The sequence below is a fragment of the Pseudomonas sp. NPDC077186 genome (assembly GCF_044543505.1).
Lineage (GTDB): Bacteria > Pseudomonadota > Gammaproteobacteria > Pseudomonadales > Pseudomonadaceae > Aquipseudomonas.
On record NZ_JBITWE010000005.1, the window covers coordinates 285,827 to 312,074 of the forward strand.

The window sequence follows — 26,248 nt, forward strand, 5'->3', positions numbered from 1 at the left end:
CGTCAGACCGGGAGCTCGCCCATGTTCAGCATGATGGAAGCCGCCCGCCTCGAGGCCCTGCACCTGGCGCAGGATCCGGCCACTGGCCTCAAGGCCGTCATCGCCATCCACAACACCCGTCTCGGCCCGGCCCTCGGCGGTTGCCGCTACCTGGCCTACCCCGACGAGCAGAGCGCCGTCCGCGACGCCATTCGCCTGGCCCAGGGCATGAGCTACAAGGCCGCCCTAGCCGGCATCGAACATGGCGGCGGCAAGGCGGTGATCGTCCGTCCGCCCCATGTGGCCAACCGCGCGGCGCTGTTCGAGGCCTTCGGCCGCTTTATCGAGACGCTGAACGGGCGCTACATCACCGCCATGGACAGCGGCACCTCCAGCGTCGACATGGACTGCATCGCTCAGCACACCCGCCACGCCACCAGCACCACCAGCGAGGGCGATCCTTCACCGCATACGGCCCTGGGGGTGTTCGCCGGGATTCGCGCCACCGCCCAGGCGCGCCTCGGCAGCGACGATCTGGAGGGGTTGCGCATCGCCATCCAGGGCCTGGGCAACGTCGGTTACGCCCTCGCCGAGGAGCTGCATGCGGCCGGCGCCGAGCTGCTGGTCAGCGACCTCGACCCCGGCCGGGTGCAACTGGCGGTGGAGCAGCTCGGCGCCCATCCGGTGGCCAGCGAGGCGCTGCTCACCACCCCCTGCGACATCCTCGCGCCCTGCGGCCTGGGCGGCGTGCTCAACGGCCAGACCGTCGGCCAGCTGCGCTGCGCGGCGGTGGCCGGGGCGGCCAACAACCAGCTGGCCAACCCGGAAATCGCCGACGAGCTGGAGGCGCGCGGCATCCTCTACGCGCCGGACTACGTGCTCAACGCCGGCGGGCTGATCTACGTCGCGCTGCGTCATCGCGGCGAGGAGCTGGCGGCGATCACCGCCCATCTGGCGCAGATCAGCCTGCGCCTGACCGAAATCTACGCCCATGCCCAGGCCGACAAGCGCTCCCCGGCGCGGGTCGCCGACAGCCTGGCCGAACGTTTGCTCTACGGGCCCTGAGGGCCCGCCGCGCGCGCCGCGCCCACCCGCGCGGCGGCGCATCCGGCCCCAGGCCACCAGCCTGGGGCCAGCAAGGTGTCCACAAGATGCCGAGGAGACTGCCATGTCCGAACAGCCGAAACTGCCGCATACCCGCTACCTCGCCGCCGACGGCACGCCCTGCGCCGCGCTGCCGGCCTGGAGCGACGACTTCGACCTGCTGATCCGCCTGTACCGGCAGATGCTGCTGACCCGCCTGTTCGACCAGAAGGCGGTGGCCCTGCAGCGCACCGGGCGCATCGGCACCTACGCACCGACCATCGGCCAGGAGGCCATCGGCGTGGCCATCGGCGCGACCATGCGCGCCGACGACGTGCTGGTGCCTTACTACCGCGACACCGCGGTGCAGGTGATGCGCGGCGTGCGCATGGAGGAGATCCTGCTCTACTGGGGCGGCGACGAGCGCGGCAGCGCCTATGTCGATCCGGCGGTGGCCGAGGACTTCCCGCTCTGCGTGCCGATCGCCACCCAGGCCCTGCATGCCTGCGGCGTGGCCAGCGCGTTCAAGATCCGCGGCCAGCACCGTGTCGCCGTCACCACCTGCGGTGACGGCGCCACCAGCAAGGGCGATTTCCTCGAGGCGCTCAACGTCGCCGGCGCCTGGCAGCTGCCGCTGGTGTTCGTGGTCAACAACAACCAGTGGGCCATCTCGGTGCCGCGGCGCATCCAGTGCGGCGCGCCGACCCTGGCGCAGAAGGCGATCGGCGCCGGCTTCCCCGGCGAGCAGGTCGACGGCAACGACGTGCTGGCGGTCTACGACCGGGTGCAGGCGGCGCTGGAGCGGGCGCGCCAGGGCAAGGGGCCGACCCTGATCGAGTGCCTCAGCTACCGCCTGGGCGACCACACCACCGCCGACGACGCCACCCGTTATCGCCCGGCCGAGGAGGTCAAGCAGGCCTGGCGCGAGGAGCCGGTGGCGCGCCTGCAGGCCTTTCTGGTCAGCCAGGGCGTGTGGAATGCGCAGCGCGAGCAGGCCCTGGTCGGCGACTGCCAGGCCGAGGTGCAGCGTGCGGTGGAGGCCTTCGAGGCGACGCCCATGCCGCCGGCCGAGGACGCGCTCGAGCATGTCTACGCCCGGTGGCCGCAGGCCCTGGCCGAGCAGCGCGAATGGCTGCGCGAGCGTGCCGCGCGGCGGGAGGTGGACCATGAGTGAGAGGCCAGCCATGAGCGAGAAGAAGGTCAGCCTGCTGGAGGCGGTCAACCTGGCCCTGCACCGGGCCATGGCCGAGGACGATGACGTGGTGCTGCTGGGCGAGGACATCGGCGTCAACGGCGGGGTGTTCCGCGCCACCGCCGGGCTGCGCGAGGCGTTCGGCTTCAAGCGGGTGATCGACACCCCGCTGGCCGAGACCATGATCGCCGGGCTCGGCGTCGGCATGGCGGCGCAGGGGCTCAAGCCGGTGCTGGAGATCCAGTTCATGGGCTTCATCTATCCGGCCCTGGATCACCTGATCTGCCACGCCAGCCGGATGCGCAACCGCACCCGCGGCCGCCTCAGCTGCCCGATGGTGCTGCGCACGCCGATGGGCGCCGGGATTCGCGCGCCGGAGCACCACAGCGAGAGCACCGAGGCGCTGCTGGCGCATATCCCCGGGCTGCGCGTGGTCATCCCCTCGTCGCCGGCGCGCGCTTACGGCCTGCTGCTGGCGGCCATCGACGACCCCGACCCGGTGGTGTTCCTCGAACCCACCCGGCTGTACCGGATGAACCCGCAACCTTTGGCCGACGACGGCAGGCGCCTGCCGCTGGACAGCTGCTTCACCCTGCGTGAGGGCGGCGACCTGACCCTGGTCAGCTGGGGCGCGAGCGTGCACGAGACGCTGCAGGCGGCCGATCGGCTGGCCGAGCGCGGCGTCGCCGCCGAGGTGATCGACGTCGTCTGCGTCAAACCATTGGACCTCGACACCCTGGAGGCCTCGGTGCGCAAGACCGGGCGCTGCGTGATCGTCCACGAGGCGCCGAAGAGCTGCGCGGTGGGAGCGGAGATCGCCGCCAGCCTGTACGAGCGCGCGCTGCTCGACCTGCAGGCGCCGATCCAGCGGGTCGCCGCGCCGGACATTCCGCCGCCGCTGTATCGCCTGGAGCAGCTTTACATGCCCGGTGTCGAGGACATCCTCGCCGCCTGCGAGACGGTGCTGGAGTACGCCTGAATCAGTGATATGCGCGGTGCACGCTTCGGCAGAATCGACGGGAGAACGCACGATGAAATATTTCAAACTGCCCGACCTGGGCGAGGGCCTGCAGGAAGCCGAGATCGTCGAGTGGCACGTCAAGGCCGGCGACCAGGTCAAGGCCGACCAGTTGCTGGTGTCGGTGGAAACCGCCAAGGCCATAGTCGACATTCCTGCGCCCTACGACGGCGTGCTGGCCAAGACCTTCGGCAAGGAGGGCGACATCCTGCATGTCGGCGAGCCGCTGGCCGCCTACGAGGGCGAGGCCGACGCCGGCACCGTGGTCGGGCGCCTGGAGGGCGGCGGCGAGGCGGGGGCCGACAGCTTCTTCGTCGGCGCCGCGCCGAGCACCCGCGAACACCTGGCGCCGCGCGCCACGCCGGCGGTGCGCCAGCTGGCGCGCCAGCTCGGCGTCGACCTGGCCACCGTGCAGGGCAGCGGCGCCGACGGCCTGATCACCCGCGCCGACGTCGAGGGCGCCAGCCAGGGCGCGCGCGAGCGCTTCGGCGGCGAGAAATTGCGCGGCGTGCGCCGCAGCATGGCGCTGAACATGGCCCGCGCGCATGCCGAGGTGGTGCCGGTGGTGATAGTCGGCGACGCCGACCTGCATCGCTGGCGCGAGGCGCGCGACCCGCTGGTGCGCATCGCCCAGGCCATCGCCGTGGCTTGCGCGGCGGAACCGGTGCTCAACAGCTGGTTCGACGGCCAGGGCCTGTCGATCAAGCGCCATGCTCAGCTCGATCTGGGCATCGCCGTGGACACCCCCGACGGCCTGTTCGTGCCGGTGCTGCGCAACGTCGGCGCGCGCAGCGCCGAGGATCTGAAAGAGGGCGTGGCACGCCTGCGCGCCGACGTGCGCGCACGTTCCATCCCGCCGCAGGAGATGATGGGCGCGACCCTGACTCTGTCCAACTTCGGCACCCTGTTCGGCCGCTACGCCAACCCCGTGGTGGTGCCGCCGCAGGTGGCGATCATCGGCGCCGGCGGCATCCGCGACGAACCGGTGGCGGTCGATGGCCAGGTGGTGGTGCACCCGATCCTGCCGTTGTCGCTGACCTTCGACCACCGCGCCGTTACCGGCGGCGAGGCGGCGCGCTTTCTCAAGGCGCTGGTGGAGGCGCTGCAGCAGCCGGAGTGAACTCAAGCACCGTCGAACTCGCCCCGATAGCACACCGGCGAACTGGGCGAGCCGTGGCGCTCCAGCTCGTCCTCGAGAAACTCCGCCAGCACCCGGGCGTTGTTGTGCGTCTCGTCGCGCGCGGCATAGAGCAGGGTCAGGGGGCCGTCTGCGGCCCAGTGCAGCAACTGTTGCCAGTGCTCGGGATGGCCGGCCAGCTGCTGGCGATAGGCGCGGCGAAAATCCGCGAAGACCTCGGGGCGATGAGCGAAGGCCTGGCGCAGCGCGGTGGCCGGCGCCACCTCGGGCAGCCAGGCATCGAGCCGCAGGGCGTCCTTGGCCAGGCCGCGCGGCCACAGGCGGTCGACCAGCACGCGGCGGCCGTCGCTGGCAACGGCGTCGAGGTAAACCCTTTTGCATTGGAGCATGGCTGCACCTCCTCGCGCACAGCCTAGCCCATGGCCCTGCGGCAATCCTGCACTTGGCGCCGCGGCGCCGCTGGATTAGCGTGGCGGGCGAGGAGACATGCCATGGACTACTTCATCATCGTCGTCACCACGGCCGCCGGGCTGTACTTCCACTGGTGGCTGTATCGGCGCATCCGCCGGTGGAGCGACCGCGACCTGGCGCTGTCGCTGGCCGCGGGCGATGGGCCGATGCGCCAGTACATGCTCGAACAACTGGCCCGGGCGCAGCGCGAAGGCGTGCGCCGGCGCGAACTGCCGGCCTGGCTGGAACGCGCCGCGGTGCAGTACCGGGCGAGCGGTGCTGCCAGGGATGGCGATTCATCGTCGGCGGCGGCGCGTACCGACAGCTGAGCGCCGCTGAGGCTATCCGGGACCACGGAACGCGACAAACCATAACGAGCTTGCCGGATTTCCCGGTGCGCACGGCGCACCCTACATCCCAGGGCCGCTGCCCGCTTGTAGGGTGCGCCGCGCGCACCGGCAATGCATGCTGCTAACGGCCGAGATGCCTGCCTGCTCGACTCCAACCCCTCGATGCTTCGCCATGAAAAAAGCCCCGCGTCCGGGGTGGACGGCGGGGCCAGGGGGATAGGGTCACTCGTCGGCGGCGGCGTTTTCCAGCTCGTCGAGGGCGTCGGGCTGGCTCTTGAACGCCTTGGCGAAGATCTCGCGGTTCTTCGCCATGAAGATGCCCAGCTCCTCGCCCTGTTCCTCGCTCAGCGAGGGCACCGCCTTGTGCAGCACCTGGCTGAGGCGCTCGGCCAGTTCCAGCATCTTGTCGTGACGGTCGGCTTCGGCCTTATCCATAAACAAGCGCTCCGGGTCGCGGCTGCTGCGGTACACCACTTCGACGGCCATTCATCACCTCGTCTGCCTTCATGCGTGTCGATCAGTTTTTAACTGGTTATTTGTACAGTGATGGCGAGCATAAAGAACTCGCTGCCATTTGACCAGCCTGCCGTGCGGCAATCGCAGCGGATCGGACCGAACTCCGTCGCGACCCGGGCCTGTCCCTGCGGTATCTGGCCGAAGCCGGGGCGTGTCGGCAGCGCCGCGACCCCTTCCCGCGATAACGAACGCATCCCGACCGCCATGGCCGGTCCTGTCGAGAGCAGACACCGGTTGGCGGAGTCGGTCATTTTTACAATTGATATTCCAAATAAAAACACTTCTCACTAATATGTGGCCGCCTTACACCGCCTTCAGATTGCCAAGGAGTCGCAATGCCTGCCCCTGCTGTCCATCGTTCCCTGACCCGCTCGGTTCGCCTGGCGACCCTGGGGCTGGCGCTGAGCCCGCTGCTGGTACTGGCCGCCGAGGAGGCCATCGAGCTCGAGGCGCAGAGCGTTGTCGCGACCCTGCAAGCCGAGCGCGCCAACGGTCCGGTGGCCGGTTACATGGCGAGCCGCAGCGCCACCGGCACCAAGACCGATACGCCGCTGCTGGAGACGCCGCAGTCGGTCAGCGTGATCACCGCCGACCGCATCCGCGACCTGGGTTCGCTGACCGTGCAGGACGCCCTGCGCTACACCGCCGGCATGCGCGGCGAAACCTACGGCCTGGACAGCCGCGGCGACTGGTCGATGATTCGCGGTAGCGCACCGAGCATCTTCCTCGACGGCCTGCAGCAGACCTTCGGCAGCTACACCAATACCCGCACCGATCCGTTCACCCTGGAGCGCATCGAGGTGCTCAAGGGGCCGTCCTCGATGCTCTACGGGCAGACGCCGGTCGGCGGCCTGATCAACCTGGTGAGCAAGCGTCCGCAGGCCGAGCAGCATACCGAGCTGCAGGCGCAGTACGGCAGCTTCGACCGCAAGCAGCTGGCAGTGGACAGCACCGGGCCGCTGAACGAGGAGGGCACCTGCTGTACCGCGTGGTGGCGGTGCAACGCGACAGCCAGACCCAGGTCGACCATGTCAAGGACAACCGCCTGGTGCTGATGCCGTCGTTGACCTGGAAGCCCAGCGAAGACATCGAGTGGACCCTGCTGGCCAACGTGCAGAAGGACGATACCGGCTCCACCAGCCAGTTCCTGCCGCACCGTGGCACCGTGCTGGGCGCGCCGTATGGCGAGATCGACAGCAACACCTTCGTCAGCGAGCCGGGCTTCGACGAGTACGACAGCGAGCAGGTGGCGCTGACCTCGCAGTTCGCCTGGCGCCTGGACGACACCTGGACGCTGCGGCAGAACCTGCGCTGGCAGAAGAGCAAGGTCAGCTACCAGACCATGTACGGCTGGCCGCCGGTGCTGCAGGCCGACAACCGCACGGTCAATCGGGTGTTTTCCATCTCCAAGCCCGAGGTGAAGGTCTGGGTGGCCGACCATCAGGGCGAGGCGCGTTTCGACACCGGGCCGCTGCAGCACAGCCTGCTGCTCGGCAGCGATTACCAGCACGCCGTGACCAACCGCGAGCGCGCCAGCGGCGCTTCCACGCCGTTGGATCTGTACGACCCGGTGTACGGCAGCTTCGACCCCTCCGGCATCGCCCTGAGCGAAGACCCGGAGCAGCGGGCGGTGCAGAAGGGCCTCTACGCCCAGGACCAGATCCGCTATGAGAACTGGCTGCTGACGCTCGGCATGCGCAAGGACTGGGCCGAGAGCAAGACCCAGGGGCGCGCGGGGCAGAAGGACGACGACGTCACCGGGCGGGTCGGCCTGACCTACTTGTTCGACAACGGCGTGGCGCCCTACATCAGCTACAGCGAATCGTTCCAGCCGATCATCGGCCTCAACAGCCGCACCCTCGACCCGTACAAGCCGATCGAGGGCAAGCAGTGGGAGCTGGGCGTCAAGTACCAGCCGCTGGGCAGCAACAGCCTGTTCACCGCGGCGGTCTACGACCTGCGTGAGCAGAACCGGCGCATGCCCGACCCGAACGACCCGCTGAACACCCTGCAAAATGGCGAAACCCGTGCCCGTGGCCTGGAGCTGGAAGCGCTGGTGGAGATCAACCCGAACTGGAACCTCATCGCCACCTACAGCAAGACCGACACCGAAGTGCTCGAGGGCGCGCCGGCCGAGGAGGGCAAGCGCCTGGCCAGCGTGCCGGAGGACATGGCCTCGCTATGGAGCCAGCACCGCTTCAGCATCGCCGGCATTCCCGGCTTCAGCGCCGGCGCCGGGGTGCGTTACGTGGGTGCCAGCTGGGATGGCCTCGACCGCCTGAAGACACCGTCCACCACCCTGTTCGATGCCATGCTCGGCTACCAGTACCAGAGCTGGAACTTCACCCTCAACGCCAGCAACCTCGAGGACGAAACCTACTACACCACCTGCCTGGCCCGTGGCGACTGCTTCATCGGTAGCCGCCGCACCGTGGTGGGCACCGTGGGCTACAGCTTCTAGGCCTAGCGCGCCAGGCCGGCGCCCGTCATGCGGGCGCCGGCCCGAGCCGATCAGCGAACAACGAGCCGAGCGTGAGCAAGCAACCTTCCCCGACCCCTTGGAGCATCGCCGCGCGGGTGCTGGCCGCGCTGTTCGGCGGCTATGCCCTGGCCTATGGCTTCACCGCGTTCGGCTCCGTCTACCTGCCGCTGGCGCGCGCCGACCGCGTGGTGTTCGCCAGCTTGCTGTGCTTCGCCGTGTGGACCGCCGCGGCGCTCTACGCGTTCGCCGCGCGCAGCGCCCTGCGCGCCTGGTCGCTGCTGCTCGGGCTGGCCCTGCTGCTGGGCCTGGCCGCCTTCCTCCCCGCCGAGTTCGGAGCGCGCCCATGAGCCTGCGCCAGTCCATGGCCGGTTTGCACACCTGGGGCGGCCTGCTGCCCGGCTGGCTGTTGTTCGTCATCCTGTTCAGCGGCACCCTGGCCTGCTTCGACAAGGAACTGGAGCGCTGGATGCGTCCGGCGCTGCACCAGCCGCAGGCGGCCACGCTGAGCGCCGAGCAGCTGCGCGGCTGGCTGCAGGCCAAGGTCGCGGACCCGCTGCATGCCTTCTGGATAGTGCCGCCGAGCGCACGCGAACCCTTCTGGCAGCTGGCCTGGGAGGTGGACGGCAGCGAACGCATCGAGCGCCGCGCCTTCGCCCCGCACAGCCTGCAAGCCTTGCCCGAGACCCTGGGCGGCGAGTTCTTCTTCAAGCTGCACTACGAGCTGCACGGCGGCATGGCCGGGCGCTACCTGGTCGGCCTGGCCGGCATGTTCATGCTGGTGGCGCTGGTCTCCGGGGTGATCATCCACCGGCGCATCTTCAAGGACTTCTTCACTCTGCGCCCGGCCGCCAACGGCCAGCGCGCCTGGCTGGATGCGCACAACCTGTTCGGCGTCGCCGGTTTGCCCTTCCACCTGGTGCTGGCCTACACCGGCGTGGCGATCTTCGTCGCCTCCTATATGCCGGCCGGCGCCCAGGTCGCCTACAAGAGCGACATCGGGCACTTCTTCAGCGAGGTGATGGGCGGCTATCACCGCGAGGAGCTGCAGCATCCGGCACCGGCGCCGGTTTCCCTGGACCTGCTGATCGACCGGGCGCGCGCGCACTGGCAGGGCGGCGAGCCGGGGCGGATCGGCGTGCATCACCCGCACGATGCCTCGGCGGTGGTGGAGATTCGTCGTGGCGACCGCTCGCGCATCGTCATCCCGGCCGACACCCTCAGCTTCGACGCGAGCAGCGGCGAGTTGCTCCACGCCCAGCGCGCGCCGGCCGGTTACGGCACTTACCTGTGGCTGGTCGGCCTGCATATGGCGCAATTCGGCGGCGCCCTGGTGCGTGGCCTCTACCTGCTGCTGGGCCTGGCCGGCTGCGCCATGCTGGTGGCCGGCAGCCGGGTCTGGCTGAGCAAGCGCGCGGCCCGCGGCGGGCCTGGCATCGGCCTGGTGCGGGCGCTCAACGGCGCGGTGTTCGCCGGCCTGCCGCTGGCCAGCCTGGCGCTGCTGTGGGGCAACCGCCTGCTGCCGGACGAGCTCGCGGCGCGGGCCAGCGCCGAGGCCTGGGTGTTCGTCGCCAGCTGGGCGTTGCTGGCCTTGTGGGCGGTGTGGCAGCGCCACAGCCCGCAGCTGCTGCGCCGGCAACTGAGCCTCGGCGCGCTGCTGGCGCTCGGTCTGCCGCTGCTGTCGCTGTTCGCCGCGCCGCAGGGCCATCTGCTCGCCAGCCTGGCGCGCGGCGACTGGGCACTGGCCGGGGTCGACGCGTTCCTGCTGTTCGCCGGCCTGCTCTGCGCCCTCTGCGCCTGGCGCCTGGGCGTGCAGCCGCAGGCCAGGGCGGCGCGTGCGCCGCGCCATTCGGCCGGGGAGGTGCTGTGATGCTGCTCGCCTTCGCCCTGGGCTATCTCGGCATGCTCGCCCTGTGCCTGGCCATGCCGCGTCACCACAAGCCGCTGCTCGGCGGCGAGCCGGGGCGCGCGCGTCAACGCGGCCTGCGCCTGGCTGCGGTGCTGTGTTTCGGCCTCGCGCTGTGCCTGTGCGGCCTGCGCCAGGGCGGCGAGATCGGTGCGCTGCTGTGGCTGTGCCAGCTGATGCTCGCCGCCTTGCTGCTGGTCGCCCTGCTGGCCTGGCGCCTGCGCTGGGCGTTGCCGGCCGCGGCGCCGCTGCTGGCCGCCGGGGTGTTCGGCTGGCTGCTGTAGCCGCCCTGCGGCAATCTGCGCCTGTGCCTTTTACGCGAGCGCCGGCATCATCCTGAGGCTGGTGTTGTTCCTGCATGCACTAAGCCGGCGAGCCGCCATTTCGGTGGCTCGGGTCGTCATGTCGGGTCTTGGGGGAGAAGTACGGATGAATTGGGCGGAACGTCTGCGCGCGGGCATGCATGGCCTGGCCGAATCCTTGGGCAACCTGCTGATGGAGGCCTTCCACTACCTGGCGCTGTTCGCCATCGGCGCGATCACCGCCTGGGCCGGGGTGATGACCTTTATCGGCATGCTCGACAAGGGCCACATCACGGTGGACGACATCCTGCTGCTGTTCATCTACCTGGAATTGGCGGCGATGGTGGGGATCTACTTCAAGACCAACCACATGCCGATCCGCTTCATGATCTATGTGGCGATCACCGCGCTGACTCGCCTGCTGATTTCCGACATTTCCCATACCCACAAGCCGAGCTGGGGCGTGGTGATGGTGTCCGGCGCCATCCTGCTGCTGGCCCTGGCGATCCTGGTGGTGCGCTATGCCTCGTCGCGCTTCCCGGCGGTGGCCGGGCCCCATCCGCGCGGCAGGGCGCACAACCGCGCCGATGCCGAGGCGGAGCGCGACGATACCGCCGACTGAGGGGCCTGCGCCCAGCCCATAACGACAAGGGCCAGGGCCTTTAGCAGGCTGTTGAAAAACTACCTGCGTTGCCATTGCTGCGTTAAAAACAGGCTCAAAATGCTCATTTACAGCTCGTAAACTCCGCTTTTTCGCCTGTTTTTGCTTTGCACTGGCTGCCTCGCCTACGTTTTTCAACGGCCTGCTAGTCGAGCGGGGCGAACAGCGCCGCCAGGTCGGCCTCGTTCAGCTGCCACTGGCCCTGGCTGCCGCCCTCCAGCACGCCCTGGGCCAGGCTGGCCTTGGCCTGCTGCAGTTGCTGGATCTTCTCCTCGACGCTGCCGCGGGCGATCAGCTTGTAGACGAACACCGGCTTGTCCTGGCCGATGCGGTAGGCGCGGTCGCTGGCCTGGGCCTCGGCGGCCGGGTTCCACCAGGGGTCGAAGTGGATCACGGTATCGGCGGCGGTCAGGTTGAGGCCCGATCCGCCGGCCTTGAGGCTGATCAGGAACACCGGGAAGTCCCCGGCCTGGAAGCGCTGCACCGGCGTGCGCCGATCCTGGGTGCTGCCGGTGAGCTTGGCGTAGGCGATCTTGCGCGCCTGCAGTTCCGTCTCGATCAGCGCCAGCATCGAGGTGAACTGGGAGAACAGCAGCACCCGGCGGCCTTCGTCCACCAGTTCCTCGAGCATCTCCAGCAGGGCGCTGAGCTTGCCCGAGTCGGCGGCGCTCAGTTCCGCCGCCTCGTCGCCCAGCAGGCGCAGGTCGCAGCAGCTCTGGCGCAGGCGCAGCAGCGCCTCGAGGATGACGATATGGCTGCGCGCCAGGCCCTGGCGGGCGATCTCCGCGCGCACCTTCTGATCCATCGCCAGGCGCAGGGTCTCGTAGCGGTCGCGCTGCAGCTGGCTCAGCTCGACCCAGTGGGTGATCTCGGTCTTCGGCGGCAGCTCGCGGGCCACCTGTTCCTTGTTGCGGCGCAGCAGGAAGGGGCGGATGCGCCCGCCCAGGTGGGCCAGGCGTTGGGCGTCGCCGCGTTTTTCGATCGGCGTGCGGTAGTCGCGGGTAAAGGCCTTGGCGTCGCCCAGCCAGCCGGGCATGAGGAAGTGGAACAGCGACCACAGCTCGCCCAGGTGGTTCTCCAGCGGCGTGCCGGTCAGGCACAGGCGCAGCTCGGCGCGCACCTGGCCGGCGGCGGTGGCCGCCTTGCTGCGCGGGTTCTTGATGTTCTGCGCCTCGTCGAGGATCAGCAGGCGGTAGCTGTGGCGGTTCAGCGCCTTGAGGTCGCGCGGCAGCAGGGCGTAGGTGGTGAGGATCAGGTCGTGCGCGTCGATCTCCTCGAACAGCGCGCGGCGCCTGGCGCCGTGCAGGGCCAGCACGCGCAGCGCGGGGGCGAAGCGCGCCGCCTCGTCCTGCCAGTTGGGAATCAGGCTGGTGGGCATGACGATCAGCGCCGGCTGCTGCAGGCGCCCGGCCTGCTTCTCGCAGAGGATATGCGCCAGGGTCTGCAGGGTCTTGCCCAGGCCCATGTCGTCGGCCAGCACGCCGCCGACGCGCAGCTCGGCCAGGGTCTGCATCCAGGTCAGGCCCTGCAGCTGGTAGGGGCGCAGCTCGGCGCGCAAACCCTCGGGTGCGACCACCTCGCGGCTGTGCAGCTGCTGCAGGCGCTGGGCGAAGCCGCGCAGTGCGTCGCCGCCCTGCCAACTGAGCGCCGGGCCGGCGGCCAGCTCGGCCAGGCGCGCGGCGTCGGCGCGGCCCAGGCGCAGGCGGCTTAGATCCTCGCCGGGGTCGCGGAAATACAGCTCGCCGAGGGTGGCCAGCAGCGGCTTCAAGCGGGCGAAGGGCAGGGCGATGCGCTTGCCGCCCTGCGGCAGGCTGACCAGCAGGCGGTCCTCGTCGGCGCGCTGGGCCAGGGTCTCGGGGGCCAGCAGCCAGGGCGTGCGGCGGATGGCCTGGAGCAGGATCGGCAGCAGGCTCAGGCGCTGGCCTTCCACCTCGATGCCCAGTTCCAGGTCGAACCAGTTCTGCTGCGGGTCTTCCTCGACCTCGGCGTACCAGTCGTCGACTTCCGCCAGGTTGTACTGGAAGTCCGGGCGCATGTGGATCTGCCAGCCCTCGGCGCGCAGCTGCGGCAGCTGCTGCTGGACGAAATCCAGCCAGTCGCGCTCGCTGTCCAGCTCGAACGGTTCGCCGGCCTCGGCCGGCAGCGCCTCGCTCTGCCGTAGCGCCACCTGCAGGCCGAGGCCTTCCAGGCGTTTGCGCAGCGCCGCTTCCGCCTGCGCGTCGCGGATCAGGCGTAGGTTGGTGTCGGCATCCAGGCGCTTGACCAGGTCCTTGGCCGGCTTGCCGAACACCCGGTGCCCGGCGTAATCGAAGGCCAGCGCGGCGCGGTGCTGGGTCTGCTCCTGCATGCGCCCCTTGCGCGCATCGAAATGCACGCGCACCTGGCTGCCGAGGCTCAGCTGCGGGGTCGGCGCGATGCCTTCGAGGCGCTGCTCGGCCACTTCCTTGGTCGCCACGATGATCTCGGACAGATCGCTGCCGCCGCGCTGCTGCGCCTCCAGGGTGAGCAGGGCGGCGACCACGTGCTTGCAGTTGAAGCCCACCGGGCAGTTGCAGTGGCCGGTGACGCTCCAGCGGCGGCCGTAGGGGTGCAGGGTGATGCGCTGCTGGTAGCTGTGCCCGGCCGAGCCGCGACAGCTGGCCAGCAGGCTGTTGTCCTTGAGGCTGAGCAGCTTGCTGCGCTTTTCCTCGGCGTAGGCGATGCCGCGGCGCAGGTCGCCGGCGCCGAACTCGGAGCGCCAGTCCTCCTGGCGCAGCTGGTGAATATCCAGGGGCATCAGCGAAACCCCAGGGATGCAGGTGATAGGCGCATGACTCGGCCGCGGCAATGCAAAGCCGCAGATTTTCGCATAGCCGCGGCGCGATTAGCAGACGCCGCGCGGCGATTGCCGACGTGCAGTCGGCTCAGGGCTCGAAGGCGGCGCGGTACTGTCCTGGCGTCGCGCCCAGGGCCTGGCGGAAGCGATTGCTGAAGTGGCTGGCGCTGGCGAAGCCGCAGGCCAGGGCGACCTCGCCCAGCGGCAGTGCCGCCTGGCGCAGCAAGTGGCAGGCGCGGGCCAGGCGCCGGGCCAGCACGTAGCGGTGCGGCGGCAGGCCGAAGCTGGCCTGGAACATGCGCGCGAAGTGGTATTCCGACAGCGCGCAGAGCGCGGCCAACTGGCCCAGCGGCAGCGGCTCGGCCAGGTGCTGCTCGATAAAGTCGCGCAGGCGTTTGCGCAGGGCAGGCGCCAGGCCGCCCTTCAGGCGCAGGCCGTGGCGCAGGCCGACCTGGGTGAGCAGGGCATGATCGAGCAGCTCGTGGGCCAGGCTGCTGGCCAGCAGGCGCTCGCCCGGCTCCTGCCAGTCGAGTGCGCACAGCCGGCGAAAACGCCTGGCTTGCGCGGCGTCCTCGAGAAAGGTCGCCTCCTCCAGTTGCAGGCTGCGCGGTTCGCGGTCGAGCAGGGCGACCGCGCCGAGGGCGAAGCGCTCCTGCTCGACATAGAGGTGGGCCAACTGGATCTCGCCGTTGATGATCCAGGCCGACTGGTGCTCGGCCGGCAGGATGCACAGCTTGTCCGGCGCGCCCTTGGCACCCGGTCGCTCGCGGCGGAAGGTGCCGGTGCCGCCGGCCAGGTAGCAGGACAGCGTGTGATGGCTGGGCGCCAGGTAGTCGCGGGCGTCGTGGGCATTGCTCCAGCGCGCCACCGCCAGGCCCTGGCCCAGCTCGGCGAGGGCGTGCAGACGCGCATTGGCCGAGCGGCTCATGCTCTGAAAGACCTGCAAGTGATCGAGTTGCGCCATCGCCGTCCCCCTGATGCCGCCATGCTACGCCGCCGCTGCCGCCTCGCCAGCCCCCAGGGGCGAAAAAGCGCAATTTTGTGCAAGCGCGAATTTTTCTCCGGCCCCGGCGCGCGCCGCGTGGAGTCGGAGTATCGTGGCGACAATTTTGCCCAGCCCTCGCGCCCGGATGCCGCCCTCGATGAAACGCCTGCGCCACCTGTTGTTCGCCACCCTGATCGCCGCTCCCGGCCTGCTCCTCGCGGCGCCGCCGGTGGCCGAGCGCGAGGCGCTGATCAGCGAGCTGATCGCGCGCATGAGCCTGCAGGAGAAGATCGGCCAGCTGCGCCTGATCAGCATCGGCGGCGACATGAGCGCCGCGCGCATCCGCGAGGAGATCGCCGCCGGGCGCATCGGCGGCACCTTCAACTCGGTGACCCGCCAGGACAACCGGCCGATGCAGCAGGCCGCGCTGCGCAGCCGCCTGGGTATCCCGCTGTTCTTCGCCTACGACGTGATCCACGGCCATCGCACCACCTTTCCCATCGGCCTCGGCCTGGCCTCCAGCTGGGACCTCGAGGCGATCGAGAACAGCGCCCGCATCGCGGCGCTGGAAGCCAGCGCCGACGGCCTGGACATGACTTTCGCGCCCACCGTGGACATTTCCCGCGACCCGCGCTGGGGGCGCACCTCCGAAGGCTTCGGCGAGGACCCGCAGCTGGTCTCGCGGATCGCCGCGCGCATGGTGCGCGGCTTCCAGGGCGTCGCGCCGAGCGATCCGCAGCGCATCATGGCCAGCGTCAAGCACTTCGCCCTGTACGGCGCGGTGGAGGGCGGGCGCGACTACAACGTGGTCGACATGAGCCCGCTGCGCATGCACCAGGACTACCTGCCGCCCTACCGCGCGGCGTTGGAGGCCGGCGCCGGCGGGGTGATGGTGGCGCTCAACGCGATCAACGGCGTGCCGGCCTCGGCCAACAGCTGGCTGCTGCGCGACCTGCTGCGCCGCGACTGGGGCTTTCGTGGGGTGGTGCTGAGCGACCACGGCGCCATCGCCGAGTTGATCCGCCACGGCGTCGCCGCCGACGGCCGCGAGGCCGCGCGCCTGGCGCTCAAGGCCGGTATCGGCATGAGCATGGCCGACAGCCTCTACCTCGAGGAGCTGCCCGGCCTGGTGCGCAGCGGCGAGCTGGACGAGGCGCTGCTCGACGAGGCGGTGGCCGCGGTGCTGGGCGCCAAGTACGACCTCGGCCTGTTCCACGATCCGTTCCGGCGCATCGGCGATGCCGCCGAGGATCCCGCCGAGGTCAACGCCGAAAGCCGCCTGCACCGCGCCGCGGCGCGGGCGATGGCGCGCGACGCCCTGGTGCTGCTGGAGAACCGCGACGCCACCCTGCCGCTGCGCAAGGGCGGGCGCATCGCCCTGATCGGCCCGCTGGCCGACTCCCAGGTGGACATGCTCGGCAGCTGGTCGGCGGCCGGCCGCGCCGAACAGGCGGTGACCCTGCGCCAGGGCTTGGTGGCCGCTCTCGGTGGCCAGGGCCAGCTGCTGTACGCGCGCGGCGCCAACGTCACCGACGATGCGCGGGTGGTCGAGTACCTCAACCACCTCAACTGGGACCGCCCGGAGGTGGTGCAGGACGCGCGCAGCCCGGCGACAATGCTCGAGGAGGCGGTGCGCGTGGCGCAGCAGGCCGACGTCATAGTCGCCGCGGTGGGCGAGGCTCGTGGCATGTCGCACGAGTCCTCCAGCCGCACCCGCCTTGACCTGCCGGACAGCCAGCAGGCCCTGCTGCGCGCCCTCAAGGCCACCGGCAAGCCGCTGGTGCTGGTGCTGATGAATGGCCGGCCGCTGGCCCTGGGCTGGGAGCAAGCCAACGCCGACGCCATACTCGAGACCTGGTACAGCGGCATAGAGGGCGGCCATGCCATCGCCGACGTGCTGTTCGGCGCGCACAACCCGGCGGGCAAGCTGCCGATCTCCTTCCCGCGCTCGGTGGGGCAGATCCCCACCTACTACAACCACCTGCGCCTGGGCCGGCCGTACGGCGGGGATCCCGGCAACTACACCTCGCAGTACTTCGAGGAGCGCAACGGCCCGCTCTATCCGTTCGGCTACGGCCTGAGCTACAGCGACTTCTCGCTGTCGCCGCCGCGGCTGTCCGCCGAGCGCCTGCGCCCGGGCGAAAAGATCCAGGTCAGCGTCACCCTGCACAACCGCGGCCCGCGCGCCGGCGCCACGGTGGTGCAGCTGTATCTGCACGACGAGGCCGCCTCGGTGATCCGCCCGGTCAAGGAACTCAAGGATTTTCGCAGGGTCAAGCTGGAAGCAGGCGAGGCGCGCGAGCTGAGCTTCGAGATCGACGAGAGCATGCTGCGCTTCTTCGATGCCGAGCTGCGTCACCTCAGCGAACCGGGGGCGTTTCGCGTGCAACTCGGGCTGGATTCGGCCGCCGTGCAGGAGGCGCGCTTCGAGCTGCTGGCGCGCGACTGAGCGGGCACGGCGAGAGGGCGAAAATATAGCTGTGCGGGCCCCTGTACCGGGCACCGCGATCTGCTAATAATGCGCAGAAAAATCGCGCATGCAGGGGCGTCGCCGTCCGGTCGACCGTCTGCACGGCGCTCGCGTTGTCTTTGCATCATTCGCCTGATTCCAATTTCCGTGCAGCGGCGTCCCGTGGGTCGGCCGCTGCCCGTCAATCCGTGTCGCCCTGCAGGCCCTGTGTCAATGAGTCGTTGTTCTGCAACCCGTCTGGGCAAGGCCGGCAAGCTGGCCCTCTGGACGCTTCCCTTGCTGTTCGCCGCCCATGCCTGGGCGTTCGATCTGGACGATGTGGCGGTCAAGGCCAAGGCCCTGGCCGCCGAGGGCTACAACGCGCCGCAGAGCAATCTGCCGGGGGCGCTGCGCGAGCTGGCCTTCGCCGACTATCAGAAGCTGCGCTTTCGCGAGGACCAGGCCCACTGACGCGACGGCAAGACGCCGTTCCAGCTGTACTTCTTCCACCAGGGCATGCACTTCGACCTGCCGGTGAAGATCAACGAAGTCACCGCCCAGGGCGTGCGCGAGATTCGCTACGATCCGGCCCTGTTCGACTTCGCCGATCTGCCGGTGCAGCCCGGCGAACTGGAGAACCTCGGTTTCGCCGGTTTCAAGGTGATTCACCCGCTGAACGCGGCGGACAAGCACGACGAGCTGATGAGCGTGCTCGGCGCCAGCTACTTCCGCGTCGTCGGCAAGGGCCAGGTCTACGGCCTGTCGGCACGCGGCCTGGCGATCGACACCGCGCTGCCGTCCGGCGAGGAATTCCCGCGCTTCAGCGAGTTCTGGATCGAGCAGCCGCAGGCCGACCGACGCAGCCTGGTGATCTACGCGCTGCTCGACTCGCCGCGCGCCACCGGCGCCTACCGCATGGAAATCAAGCCGGGCGCGGACAGCGTGCTCGATGTCGAGGCCAGGCTGTATCTGCGCGAGGCGGTGGAGAAGCTCGGCATCGCGCCGCTGACCAGCATGTACCTGTTCGGCGCCAACCAGCCCTGGCCGCGGCCCAACTACCGCCCCGAACTGCACGATTCCGACGGCCTGGCCATCCACGCCGGCAACGGCGAGTGGTTGTGGCGCCCGCTGAACAACCCGCAGCGGCTCAACGTCAGCAGCTACCGCATCGACAGTCCGCGCGGCTTCGGCCTGCTCCAGCGCGGCCGCGACTTCGCCCAGTACCAGGACCTCGACGACCGCTACGAGCTGCGTCCCAGCGCCTGGGTCGAGCCCCTCGGCGACTGGGGGCCGGGTCACGTCGAGCTGGTGGAGATTCCCACCCCCGACGAGACCAACGACAACATCGTCGCCCTGTGGCGCCCCGACAAGCTGCCCGCGCTCGGCCAGCCGCTGGATATCGTCTACCGCCTGCACTTCAGTCGCGACGAGGCGGCGCTGCACGACCCGCAGCTGGCCTGGGTCAGCCAGACCCGGCTGTCGGAGGGCGACATCAAGCAGGCCAACCTGATCCGCCAACCCGACGGCAGCACCGCCCTGCTGGTGGATTTCGTCGGCCCGCGGCTGGCCAAGCGCCAGGCCGAGGCGCCGCCGACGGTGCAGGCCAGCGTCGACGGCAACGCCGAGCTGCTGGAAAACAGCCTGCGCTACAACCCGGTGAGCCGGGGCTGGCGCCTGACCCTGCGGGTCAAGGTCAAGGACCCGGCGCTGCCGGTGGAAATGCGCGCCGCCCTGGTCGAGGACGGCAAACCCCTGTCGGAAACCTGGAGCTATCAGCTGCCTGCCCATGAATAACTCCCCTGACGCCACGCTGATTCAGCATTACCTCGACCAACTGCCGCTCGACCCCGAGCGCCAGCAGGCACTGGCGCGCCAGTTCGAGCAGGGCGGCGACCTGGCCGCGTTGCACCATGCGCTGCAGACGCCGGAGCCGGCGCCGCCCGAGGCGCTCGGGGAAACCCGCGAACTGCTCGACTCGGTGCCGGCGCGCCTGGCGCTCGGCTGGCCGGGCGCGCTCGAACGCGGCTGCCGCATCGTGCAGGATCACCAGGGCCGGCCCACCATCGACTCCACCCCACCGATCAAGCGCACGCGCATGGTGCCCGAGCCCTGGCAGACCAACATCCTGCGGCGCGGCTGGCGCCGCCTGAAGGGCGAGCAGCCGGCGCCGCGGCCGCGCACCCGCGAGGCCGAGGATTTCAGCGAGGCGCACTGGCGCCACGTCGCCGCCGTGCGGCGCAGCGCGCTGCTGGTGCTGATGCTGGTGCAGACGGTGGTCGCCACCTGGTACATGAAGTCGGTGCTGCCCTACCAGGGCTGGTCGCTGGTCGACCTGGGCCTGGTGTTCGCGCAGCCCTGGCAGGAGTCGGCGCGGCAGATCCTGCCGTACCTGGTGCAGACCAGCATCCTGGCGTTGTTCGCCCTGCTGTTCTGCTGGGTGTCGCTGGGCTTCTGGACCGCGCTGATGGGCTTCTTCCCGTTGCTCAAGGGCCGCGACCGCTACAGCATCTCGGCCAGCAGCTGCGGCGACGAGCCGATCTCGCCGCGGGCGCGCACCGCACTGGTGATGCCGATCGCCAACGAGCACGTGCCGCGCGTCTTCGCCGGCCTGCGCGCGACCTTCGAGTCGCTCAAGGCCACCGGCCAGCTCGAGCATTTCGACTTCTTCATCCTCAGCGACAGCAACGACCCGGACATCTGCGTCGCCGAGCAGCAGGCCTGGCTGGAGCTGTGTCGCGAGGTGGAGGGCTTCGGCCAGATCTTCTACCGCCGTCGCCGGCGGCGGGTGAAGCGCAAGAGCGGCAATATCGACGACTTCTGCCGGCGCTGGGGCAGCAACTACCGTTACATGGTGGTGCTCGACGCCGACAGCGTGATGAGCGGCGAATGCCTGACCCGCCTGGTGCGCCTGATGGAGGCCAACCCCGGTGCCGGCATCATCCAGACCGCGCCCAAGGCCTCGGGCATGGACACCCTCTACGCGCGCCTGCAGCAGTTCGCCACCAGCGTCTACGGCCCGCTGTTCACCGCCGGGCTCAACTTCTGGCAGCTCGGCGAGTCGCACTACTGGGGGCACAACGCGATCATCCGCATCAAACCCTTCATCGAGCACTGCGCCCTGGCGCCGCTGCCGGGCACCGGCGCCTTCGCCGGGCCCACGACTTCGTCGAGGCCGCGCTGATGCGCCGCGCCGGTTGGGGCGTGTGGATCGCCTACGACCTGCCGGGCAGCTACGAGGAACTGCCGCCGAACCTGCTCGACGAACTCAAGCGCGACCGCCGCTGGTGCCAGGGCAACCTGATGAACTTCCGCCTGTTCCTGGTGCGCGGCATGCACGCGGTGCACCGGGTGGTGTTCCTCACCGGGGTCATGTCCTACCTGTCGGCGCCGCTGTGGCTGCTGTTTTTGCTGCTGTCCACCGGTCTGCTGGCGATCCACACGCTGATGGTGCCGGAGTATTTCCTGCAGCCCAACCAGCTTTACCCGCTGTGGCCGCGCTGGCAGCCGGAGGAGGCCATCGCGCTGTTCTCCGCGACCATGATCCTGCTGTTCTTGCCCAAGCTGCTCAGCGTGCTGCTGATCTGGATCCAGGGCGCCGAGGCCTATGGCGGGCGTCTGCGGGTGCTGCTGTCGATGCTGCTGGAGGCGTCCTGCTCGGTGCTGCTGGCGCCGGTGCGCATGCTGTTCCACAGCCTGTTCGTCAGCGCCGCCTTCCTCGGCTGGTCGGTGCAGTGGAACTCGCCGCAGCGCGTCGACGACGCCACGCCCTGGAGCGAGGCGCTGCGCCGGCACGGCTCGCAGGTGCTGATCGGCCTCGCCTGGACCGCCCTGGTGGCCTGGCTCAACCCGGATTTTCTCTGGTGGCTGGCGCCCATCGTGGTGTCGTTGATCCTTGCGCCGCTGGTCTCGGTGCTGACCAGTCGTACCACGCCGGGGCTGGCCACCCGCCGCGCCGGGCTGTTCCTCATCCCCGAGGAACACTAGGTGCCGCGCGAGCTGCGCAGCACCGCCGAGTACGAGCAATTGAACAGCTCGCGGGCGCTGCAGCAGGGTTTCCTGCGCGCGGCGGTCGACCCGCTGTACAACGCCCTGGTCTGCGCCATGGCCCGCGCCCGCCACGCCAAGGTGGTGCCGGCGGCCGAGGCGCTGCGCGAGGCGCGCCTCGCGGAAATCCTCGCCGCCGGCCCGCATGGCAGCGCTGAGGCGACCCGCTGGCGCCTGCTCAACGACCCGGACGGCATGGCGCGTCTGCATGCGCGCATCTGGCAGGATGCCCGCCAGCAGGCCTGGCGAGACGCCCACGCCGCGCTGCGCGAGCGCTGAGCCGGCGCCCTGGCGCGCCAGGGCGTCGACACAGTTGTTTACATCTGGGCGCGGCCGGTGGCCTGCGACATGCGGCACCCTGTGCGCCGAACCGGGTCGGCAATGGCCCCGGCCGCCGGCCTTGCTTGAGGTCAAGGCGCTGCGCCAGGGTGTTGCCTGAGCCTGTGTTCACCCGCTTCTGAGATTCGAGAGGAACCACGATGTCGTCACTCCACGACTCCGCCCAGCACTACGGCCTGGTCAGCCGCATCCTGCACTGGGGCATGGCCGCCCTGTTGGGCTGGCAATTCTTCACCGCCCTCGTGCACCGGCTGCTGGCGGAATCCAGCCTCGACGAGTTCGCCTGGGCCACGCACAAGCCTACCGGCGTGCTGCTGATGGCGCTGGTGCTGGTGCGTCTGCTCTGGGCGCTGGCCAACCGCAGCCGGCGGCCGGCCTCGCTCAACGCCATGGCGCGGCTCGGTCACCTGGCGCTGTATGCGCTGATGCTGCTGGTGCCGCTGCTCGCGCTGCTGCGCCAGTACGGCTCCGGACGCCAGTTCGGCGCCTTCGGCCTCGAACTGATGGCCGGTTTCAGCGGGCCGAAGATCGAATGGCTGATGGCGCCGGCCAACCTGCTGCACGGCAACCTCGGCTGGCTGCTGCTGGCACTGATCCTCGGCCACGCGGCGATGGCCCTGGTCCATCGCCGCCAGGGCGAGGCAGACGTGCTGGGGCGGATGATCGGACGGGCGCGCTGAGGCGCTATAGCCAATGTCTTACACGCGCCGGCGGCATTGGCCGCTGTCGCCATCCCGGCCGGCGCCTTAATCTACACCCATCCCCTGCAGCGACGGATCGCTGAGGATCAAGGACGATGACCAGGCCCGGATGGCCACCGACAGGATGTCGGATGGTTGGGAAGAAACCCGCTTCGGCGGGTTTTTTGTTGTCTGCAGGAAAGTGCTGGGGGCTTCTCCGGTGCCTTACCGGAGGCATAATCTCGGATCCACCCCCATGGGAGATGTCCGATGAACACACCGCTCAAACTGGACGATCTGCTCGCCGCCTACGAATGGGTCAGCGCCGGCGAGGTGTCGACGGCGGATGCCGCCGCCTACGTCTGTCGTACCACCGGCCAGGTCTACTGGTCTGGCGAGGGCATCGACGAAGCGCTCCCCGAGGATATCGACGACGACAGCCGTTATGCCGCGGTGCCGGGCAAGCGCGACTTCGATCTGGGGCGTCCGCTGGTCATGCGTTTCGTCGCCGAGCAGATGCCGGAATCCTACAACCTGGTGCGCGAGTATTTTCATAAGCGCGGCGCCTACTCGCGTTTCAAGTCCTTGCTCGAGCGGGCAGGCCGGCTCGAGGCCTGGTATCGCTACGAAGAAGCGGCCACCGAGGCGGCCTTGCGCGACTGGTGCCGGGAGCAAGACCTGACGCTCGGCTGAAGGCGAGTTGGCGTGGCGTCTCGCATATTCTGCGGTCGACCCCTGTCGGGTGCGCCGTGCGCACCGCTGGCAAGCGGATGCGTGGTGCACACGGCGCACCCTCGAAACCTCGTCAGTGCAACGACGGCACACTAGAGCGCCGAGTCGGCCAGCAGCCGCGTCGCCCCCTGCGCCTTGCGCGTATACCAGAGCACCCGGCTCACCCCGCGGGTGATGGCCACGTAGGCCAGGCGCAGGGCCTCGTCCTGCATGGCCTGATCGTAGCTGCCGGCGAAGAAGCCGCAGTGGGCGTAGAGGGCGTTGCGCAGCGGGTGCTTTTCCTGTGGCAGGCAGTCGTCGAGGATGATCGCCACCTCGGCCTGCAGGCCCTTGGCGCGGTGGATGGTCAGGGTCTTGACCGGCAGTTGCTTGTCCAGCTGCGCGCGGATCTGCTGCAGCGGCTCGTTGCGCCGGCTCAGCAGCAGCACGGCGGTGCGGTCGGCGTTGGCGCGCGTGGCGACGTGGGCGCATTGCGCGCGGATTTCGTCGAGCAGGCGCGGCATGCCGCTGGCCAGCTCGAAACGCTGGATCAGCTTGACGCCGTGATCGCCCGGCTGCATGGCCTTGTGCGCGATGCTGGTCTTGTCCTGCTTGCGCGCCACGCCGGCCAATACCTTCTCGCCGTCGCGGATCACCGCCTCGACGCTGCGGTAGTTGGTGCCCAATAGCAGGGTGGTGCTCTTGCCGCGTCCGCGGCTGGGGAAATGCCGGTCGAAGTCGATAAACAGCTCCGGCGAGCTGCCGCGCCAGCCGTAGATCGACTGCCAGTCGTCGCCGATGGCCATCAGGCTGACTGCTTCGCCCGCGCCCTGCAGACGCCGGTGCACGGCCTGCAGCCACTGCAGGATCTGCGGCGAGATGTCCTGGAACTCGTCGATCAGCAGGTGGCCGAGGGCGAGCAGGGCCTGGCCCGGTTTGCCGCCGTCCCCTTGCAGGCGTTCGCTCAGTCGCTGGAAGGCGCCGTTGAAACTCATCAGCCCCTGGCGTTGCAGCAGGGCGTCGAAGTGCCCGTGGAACAGCTGCATGGCCTCGATGAAGTCGCGCTCGCGCGCGCCGCAGCCGAGCGCCTTGACGTCCAGACGGTCGAGATGCAGACCCAGGCTTTCGGCGAAACCGGCCTGGCCGTGCAGCAGCTCGAACAGCGGCTGCGCGGCGAACTCGCCGGCCAGCTTGCAGGCGTCCAGCGGCGCCCTGGGCTTGCCCTGCGGCGGCTCCTGCGGCGCGGGCAGCCTGAGCAGGCGGTGCACCAGGCTGCGAAAGCGCGCGTCCGCGGCATAGGCACTCTGGTAGGCCTGCTTGAGCAGGCGCTGCTGCGCCGGGCGCAGACGGCCGCCGGCCAGCGGGTTGTCCGGTTCCTCGCCGGGCTCGTCGAGTTGCTCGAACCAGCGCGGGTTGCCCAGCTGTTCCTTGGCCAACGTCGCCATCGCCGCGTGGAAGGTGCGCACGCATTGGCGCGTATCCTGCGGGTAGTGCCAGAAGTCCAGCAGGCGCTGCAGGCGTTCGCGCAGCTCGGCGCAGGAGGCATTGGTGAAGGAGATCACCGTCAGCCGCGCCGGGTCGATCTGCAGGTGGCAGAGCATGAACACCACGCGCAGCACCAGGGTGCTGGACTTGCCCGAGCCGGCGCCGGCGAAGATGCGCGTCAGCGGCGCGCGGCAGAGGATCATCGCCCACTGCTCGTCCGAGGGGGAGCCGATCAGCCCGGCGTGCACCGCCTCGGCGACGCGCTGGTGCATGGCCTGGACCTGCGCGTCGTCCACCTTGAGCCTGGCAGCGGGGTAGATACCCGCCGGGCCGGGTTTGTCGGCGGCTGCCTTGCGACTGCCAGGCTTGCTACTGGCGGTTTTCTTCTTGCTCTGTTTACGCGCCGGCTGGCGCGGCTGGGCGGCCTCGCGCTCGGCGCGCAGGTAGGCGGTGGTACGCGGGAAGTAGCGGGCGAGGGCGCTGGACAGCAGTTTCTGGTAGCGCGCGACGGCGGACAGCATGCGGAGGGGAGTACCTGATTGGCAAAGCCCGCATGATAAAGCCTGGGCGGCGATGGCAGGCAGTGATGGCGCAGGTTTAAAAGCGCAACTTTATGCAAGCGCGCCTCCGCGGGCTGGCCGCAGACTGGCGGCAGTCATGGGAGATGCTCGATGAATCTGTCGCTTTACCTGCTTACCGTGCTGATCTGGGGCACCACCTGGATCGCCATCAAGTTCCAGATGGGCGAGGTGGCCGTCGCCGCCTCCATCGCCTACCGCTTCGCCCTGGCCGCCGCGGTGCTGTTCGCCCTGCTCTGGCTCAGCGGGCGGCTGCAGGCGCTGGACCGGCGCGGCCAGGCGATCTGCCTGGTGCAGGGGCTGTGTCTGTTCTGCCTCAATTTCCTCTGCTTCTACACCGCCAGCCAGTGGATACCCAGCGGCCTGATCGCGGTGATCTTCTCCACCGCGACGCTGTGGAACGCGCTCAATGCGCGGCTGTTCTTCAAGCAGCGGATCGCCGCCAACGTGCTGCTCGGCGGCGCACTGGGGCTGGCCGGCCTGGGCCTGCTGTTCTGGCCGGAGCTGGCCGGCCACGACACCAGCCGCGAGAGCCTGCTGGGCATCGGCCTGGCGCTGCTCGGCACGCTGTTCTTCTCCGCCGGCAATATGCTCTCCAGCCTGCAGCAGAAGGCCGGGCTCAAGCCGCTGACCACCAACGCCTGGGGCATGCTCTATGGCGCGCTCATGCTGGTGGGGATCTGCCTGGTCAGCGGCACGCCGTTCGCCTTCGAATGGAACGCGCGCTATATCGGCTCGCTGCTGTACCTGGCGATTCCCGGCTCGGTGATCGGCTTCACCGCCTACCTGACCCTGGTCGGGCGCATGGGGCCGGAGCGCGCGGCCTACTGCACCGTGCTGTTCCCGGTGGTGGCGCTGAATATCTCGGTATTCGTCGAGGGCTACCAGTGGACGGCGCCGGCGCTGCTGGGCCTGGCGCTGGTGATGCTGGGCAACGTGCTGGTGTTTCGCAAGCCGCGCGCCGTGCCGGCGCAGGCGCGTACGGCCTGAGCCAGCGGGCGACCGCCTTGCGCGGCCGCTGAATAGACTACGTCCACGCTACCTATTGCTGCTGCGATCCGCTTTCCGTAGGAGCGGCTTCAGCCGCG

20 protein-coding genes and 2 pseudogenes are annotated in these 26,248 nt (G+C 69.5%); 17 read left to right on the forward strand and 5 right to left on the reverse strand.

Features of this window, described 5'->3' with window-relative positions; translation table 11 throughout:
* Window positions 1-21: 21 nt before the first annotated feature.
* The 4 genes from ACIGKL_RS19590 (at window position 22) to ACIGKL_RS19605 (ending at window position 4,392) form a co-directional block, all read left to right on the forward strand.
* Entirely contained in the window at window positions 22-1,044 is a 1,023-nt protein-coding gene (locus ACIGKL_RS19590; RefSeq protein ID WP_397488123.1) for a Leu/Phe/Val dehydrogenase, read from the forward strand.
* Between the two features lie 103 nt (window positions 1,045-1,147).
* Window positions 1,148-2,236, forward strand: a complete 1,089-nt coding sequence (gene pdhA, locus ACIGKL_RS19595) for a pyruvate dehydrogenase (acetyl-transferring) E1 component subunit alpha (RefSeq protein ID WP_397488124.1) — start codon at window positions 1,148-1,150, stop codon at window positions 2,234-2,236.
* A gap of 10 nt (window positions 2,237-2,246) precedes the next feature.
* A complete protein-coding gene (locus ACIGKL_RS19600; protein WP_397488312.1) occupies window positions 2,247-3,233 on the forward strand; it encodes an alpha-ketoacid dehydrogenase subunit beta in 987 nt (328 codons plus the stop codon).
* 52 nt (window positions 3,234-3,285) lie between these two features.
* A complete protein-coding gene (locus tag ACIGKL_RS19605) occupies window positions 3,286-4,392 on the forward strand; it encodes a dihydrolipoamide acetyltransferase family protein (protein WP_397488125.1) in 1,107 nt (368 codons plus the stop codon).
* Between the two features lie 2 nt (window positions 4,393-4,394).
* Here the strand turns inward: ACIGKL_RS19605 and ACIGKL_RS19610 are convergent, their stop codons facing one another.
* Window positions 4,395-4,799 (reverse strand): DUF488 domain-containing protein, encoded by a 405-nt coding sequence (locus ACIGKL_RS19610; RefSeq protein WP_397488126.1) that lies wholly within the window; start codon window positions 4,797-4,799, stop codon window positions 4,395-4,397.
* Between the two features lie 102 nt (window positions 4,800-4,901).
* Between ACIGKL_RS19610 and ACIGKL_RS19615 the strand changes: the two genes are divergently transcribed.
* Entirely contained in the window at window positions 4,902-5,189 is a 288-nt protein-coding gene (locus ACIGKL_RS19615) for a hypothetical protein (protein WP_397488127.1), read from the forward strand.
* A gap of 243 nt (window positions 5,190-5,432) precedes the next feature.
* On the opposite strand, the gene ACIGKL_RS19620 is transcribed toward ACIGKL_RS19615, so the two are convergent.
* Window positions 5,433-5,696 carry a YebG family protein gene (locus tag ACIGKL_RS19620; protein ID WP_397488128.1) on the reverse strand — a complete coding sequence of 88 codons (264 nt, stop codon included), beginning with the start codon at window positions 5,694-5,696 and terminating at the stop codon, window positions 5,433-5,435.
* 365 nt (window positions 5,697-6,061) lie between these two features.
* Here ACIGKL_RS19620 and ACIGKL_RS19625 point away from each other — a divergent pair, with 365 nt between their 5' ends.
* The 6 genes from ACIGKL_RS19625 to ACIGKL_RS19650 all read left to right on the forward strand — a co-directional run bounded on the left by ACIGKL_RS19625 (window position 6,062) and on the right by ACIGKL_RS19650 (window position 11,035).
* Entirely contained in the window at window positions 6,062-6,781 is a 720-nt protein-coding gene (locus ACIGKL_RS19625) for a TonB-dependent siderophore receptor (RefSeq protein ID WP_397488129.1), read from the forward strand.
* Window positions 6,724-8,187, forward strand: coding sequence for a TonB-dependent siderophore receptor (locus tag ACIGKL_RS19630; protein WP_397488130.1), 1,464 nt, complete (start codon window positions 6,724-6,726; stop codon window positions 8,185-8,187). The genes ACIGKL_RS19625 and ACIGKL_RS19630 overlap by 58 nt, the downstream gene beginning before the upstream one ends.
* A gap of 71 nt (window positions 8,188-8,258) precedes the next feature.
* Complete coding sequence (locus tag ACIGKL_RS19635; protein WP_397488131.1) at window positions 8,259-8,555, forward strand: DUF3649 domain-containing protein; 297 nt, start codon at window positions 8,259-8,261, stop codon at window positions 8,553-8,555.
* Entirely contained in the window at window positions 8,552-10,075 is a 1,524-nt protein-coding gene (locus tag ACIGKL_RS19640; protein WP_397488132.1) for a PepSY-associated TM helix domain-containing protein, read from the forward strand. Before ACIGKL_RS19635 ends, ACIGKL_RS19640 begins: the two co-directional genes overlap by 4 nt.
* Window positions 10,075-10,395: a DUF3325 domain-containing protein gene (locus ACIGKL_RS19645; protein ID WP_397488133.1), complete on the forward strand. Its 321-nt coding sequence runs from the start codon at window positions 10,075-10,077 to the stop codon at window positions 10,393-10,395. The genes ACIGKL_RS19640 and ACIGKL_RS19645 overlap by 1 nt, the downstream gene beginning before the upstream one ends.
* A gap of 145 nt (window positions 10,396-10,540) precedes the next feature.
* Window positions 10,541-11,035, forward strand: a complete 495-nt coding sequence (locus ACIGKL_RS19650) for a phosphate-starvation-inducible protein PsiE (RefSeq protein ID WP_397488134.1) — start codon at window positions 10,541-10,543, stop codon at window positions 11,033-11,035.
* Between the two features lie 184 nt (window positions 11,036-11,219).
* Here ACIGKL_RS19650 and ACIGKL_RS19655 read toward each other — a convergent pair whose 3' ends face one another.
* Entirely contained in the window at window positions 11,220-13,850 is a 2,631-nt protein-coding gene (locus ACIGKL_RS19655) for a DEAD/DEAH box helicase (protein WP_397488135.1), read from the reverse strand.
* A gap of 127 nt (window positions 13,851-13,977) precedes the next feature.
* Entirely contained in the window at window positions 13,978-14,853 is an 876-nt protein-coding gene (locus ACIGKL_RS19660) for a helix-turn-helix domain-containing protein (RefSeq protein ID WP_397488136.1), read from the reverse strand.
* Between the two features lie 178 nt (window positions 14,854-15,031).
* Between ACIGKL_RS19660 and bglX the strand changes: the two genes are divergently transcribed.
* The 5 genes and pseudogenes from bglX (at window position 15,032) to ACIGKL_RS19685 (ending at window position 23,079) form a co-directional block, all read left to right on the forward strand.
* A complete protein-coding gene (gene bglX / locus ACIGKL_RS19665) occupies window positions 15,032-17,323 on the forward strand; it encodes a beta-glucosidase BglX (RefSeq protein WP_397488137.1) in 2,292 nt (763 codons plus the stop codon).
* A gap of 234 nt (window positions 17,324-17,557) precedes the next feature.
* Window positions 17,558-19,117, forward strand: a pseudogene (locus ACIGKL_RS19670) (glucan biosynthesis protein G).
* Window positions 19,110-21,646 (forward strand): annotated as a pseudogene (mdoH, locus tag ACIGKL_RS19675) (glucans biosynthesis glucosyltransferase MdoH). The pseudogenes ACIGKL_RS19670 and mdoH overlap by 8 nt, the downstream one beginning before the upstream one ends.
* 200 nt (window positions 21,647-21,846) lie before the next feature.
* Entirely contained in the window at window positions 21,847-22,386 is a 540-nt protein-coding gene (locus ACIGKL_RS19680) for a cytochrome b (RefSeq protein WP_397488138.1), read from the forward strand.
* A gap of 270 nt (window positions 22,387-22,656) precedes the next feature.
* Complete coding sequence (locus ACIGKL_RS19685) at window positions 22,657-23,079, forward strand: hypothetical protein (RefSeq protein ID WP_397488139.1); 423 nt, start codon at window positions 22,657-22,659, stop codon at window positions 23,077-23,079.
* Window positions 23,080-23,210: 131 nt separating this feature from the next.
* On the opposite strand, the gene ACIGKL_RS19690 is transcribed toward ACIGKL_RS19685, so the two are convergent.
* Window positions 23,211-25,103, reverse strand: a complete 1,893-nt coding sequence (locus ACIGKL_RS19690) for a UvrD-helicase domain-containing protein (RefSeq protein ID WP_397488140.1) — start codon at window positions 25,101-25,103, stop codon at window positions 23,211-23,213.
* Window positions 25,104-25,253: 150 nt separating this feature from the next.
* On the opposite strand from ACIGKL_RS19690, the gene ACIGKL_RS19695 reads away from it, so the two are divergent.
* On the forward strand, window positions 25,254-26,150 hold the full coding sequence (locus tag ACIGKL_RS19695) for a DMT family transporter (RefSeq protein WP_397488141.1): 897 nt from the start codon (window positions 25,254-25,256) through the stop codon (window positions 26,148-26,150).
* Window positions 26,151-26,248: the final 98 nt, after the last annotated feature.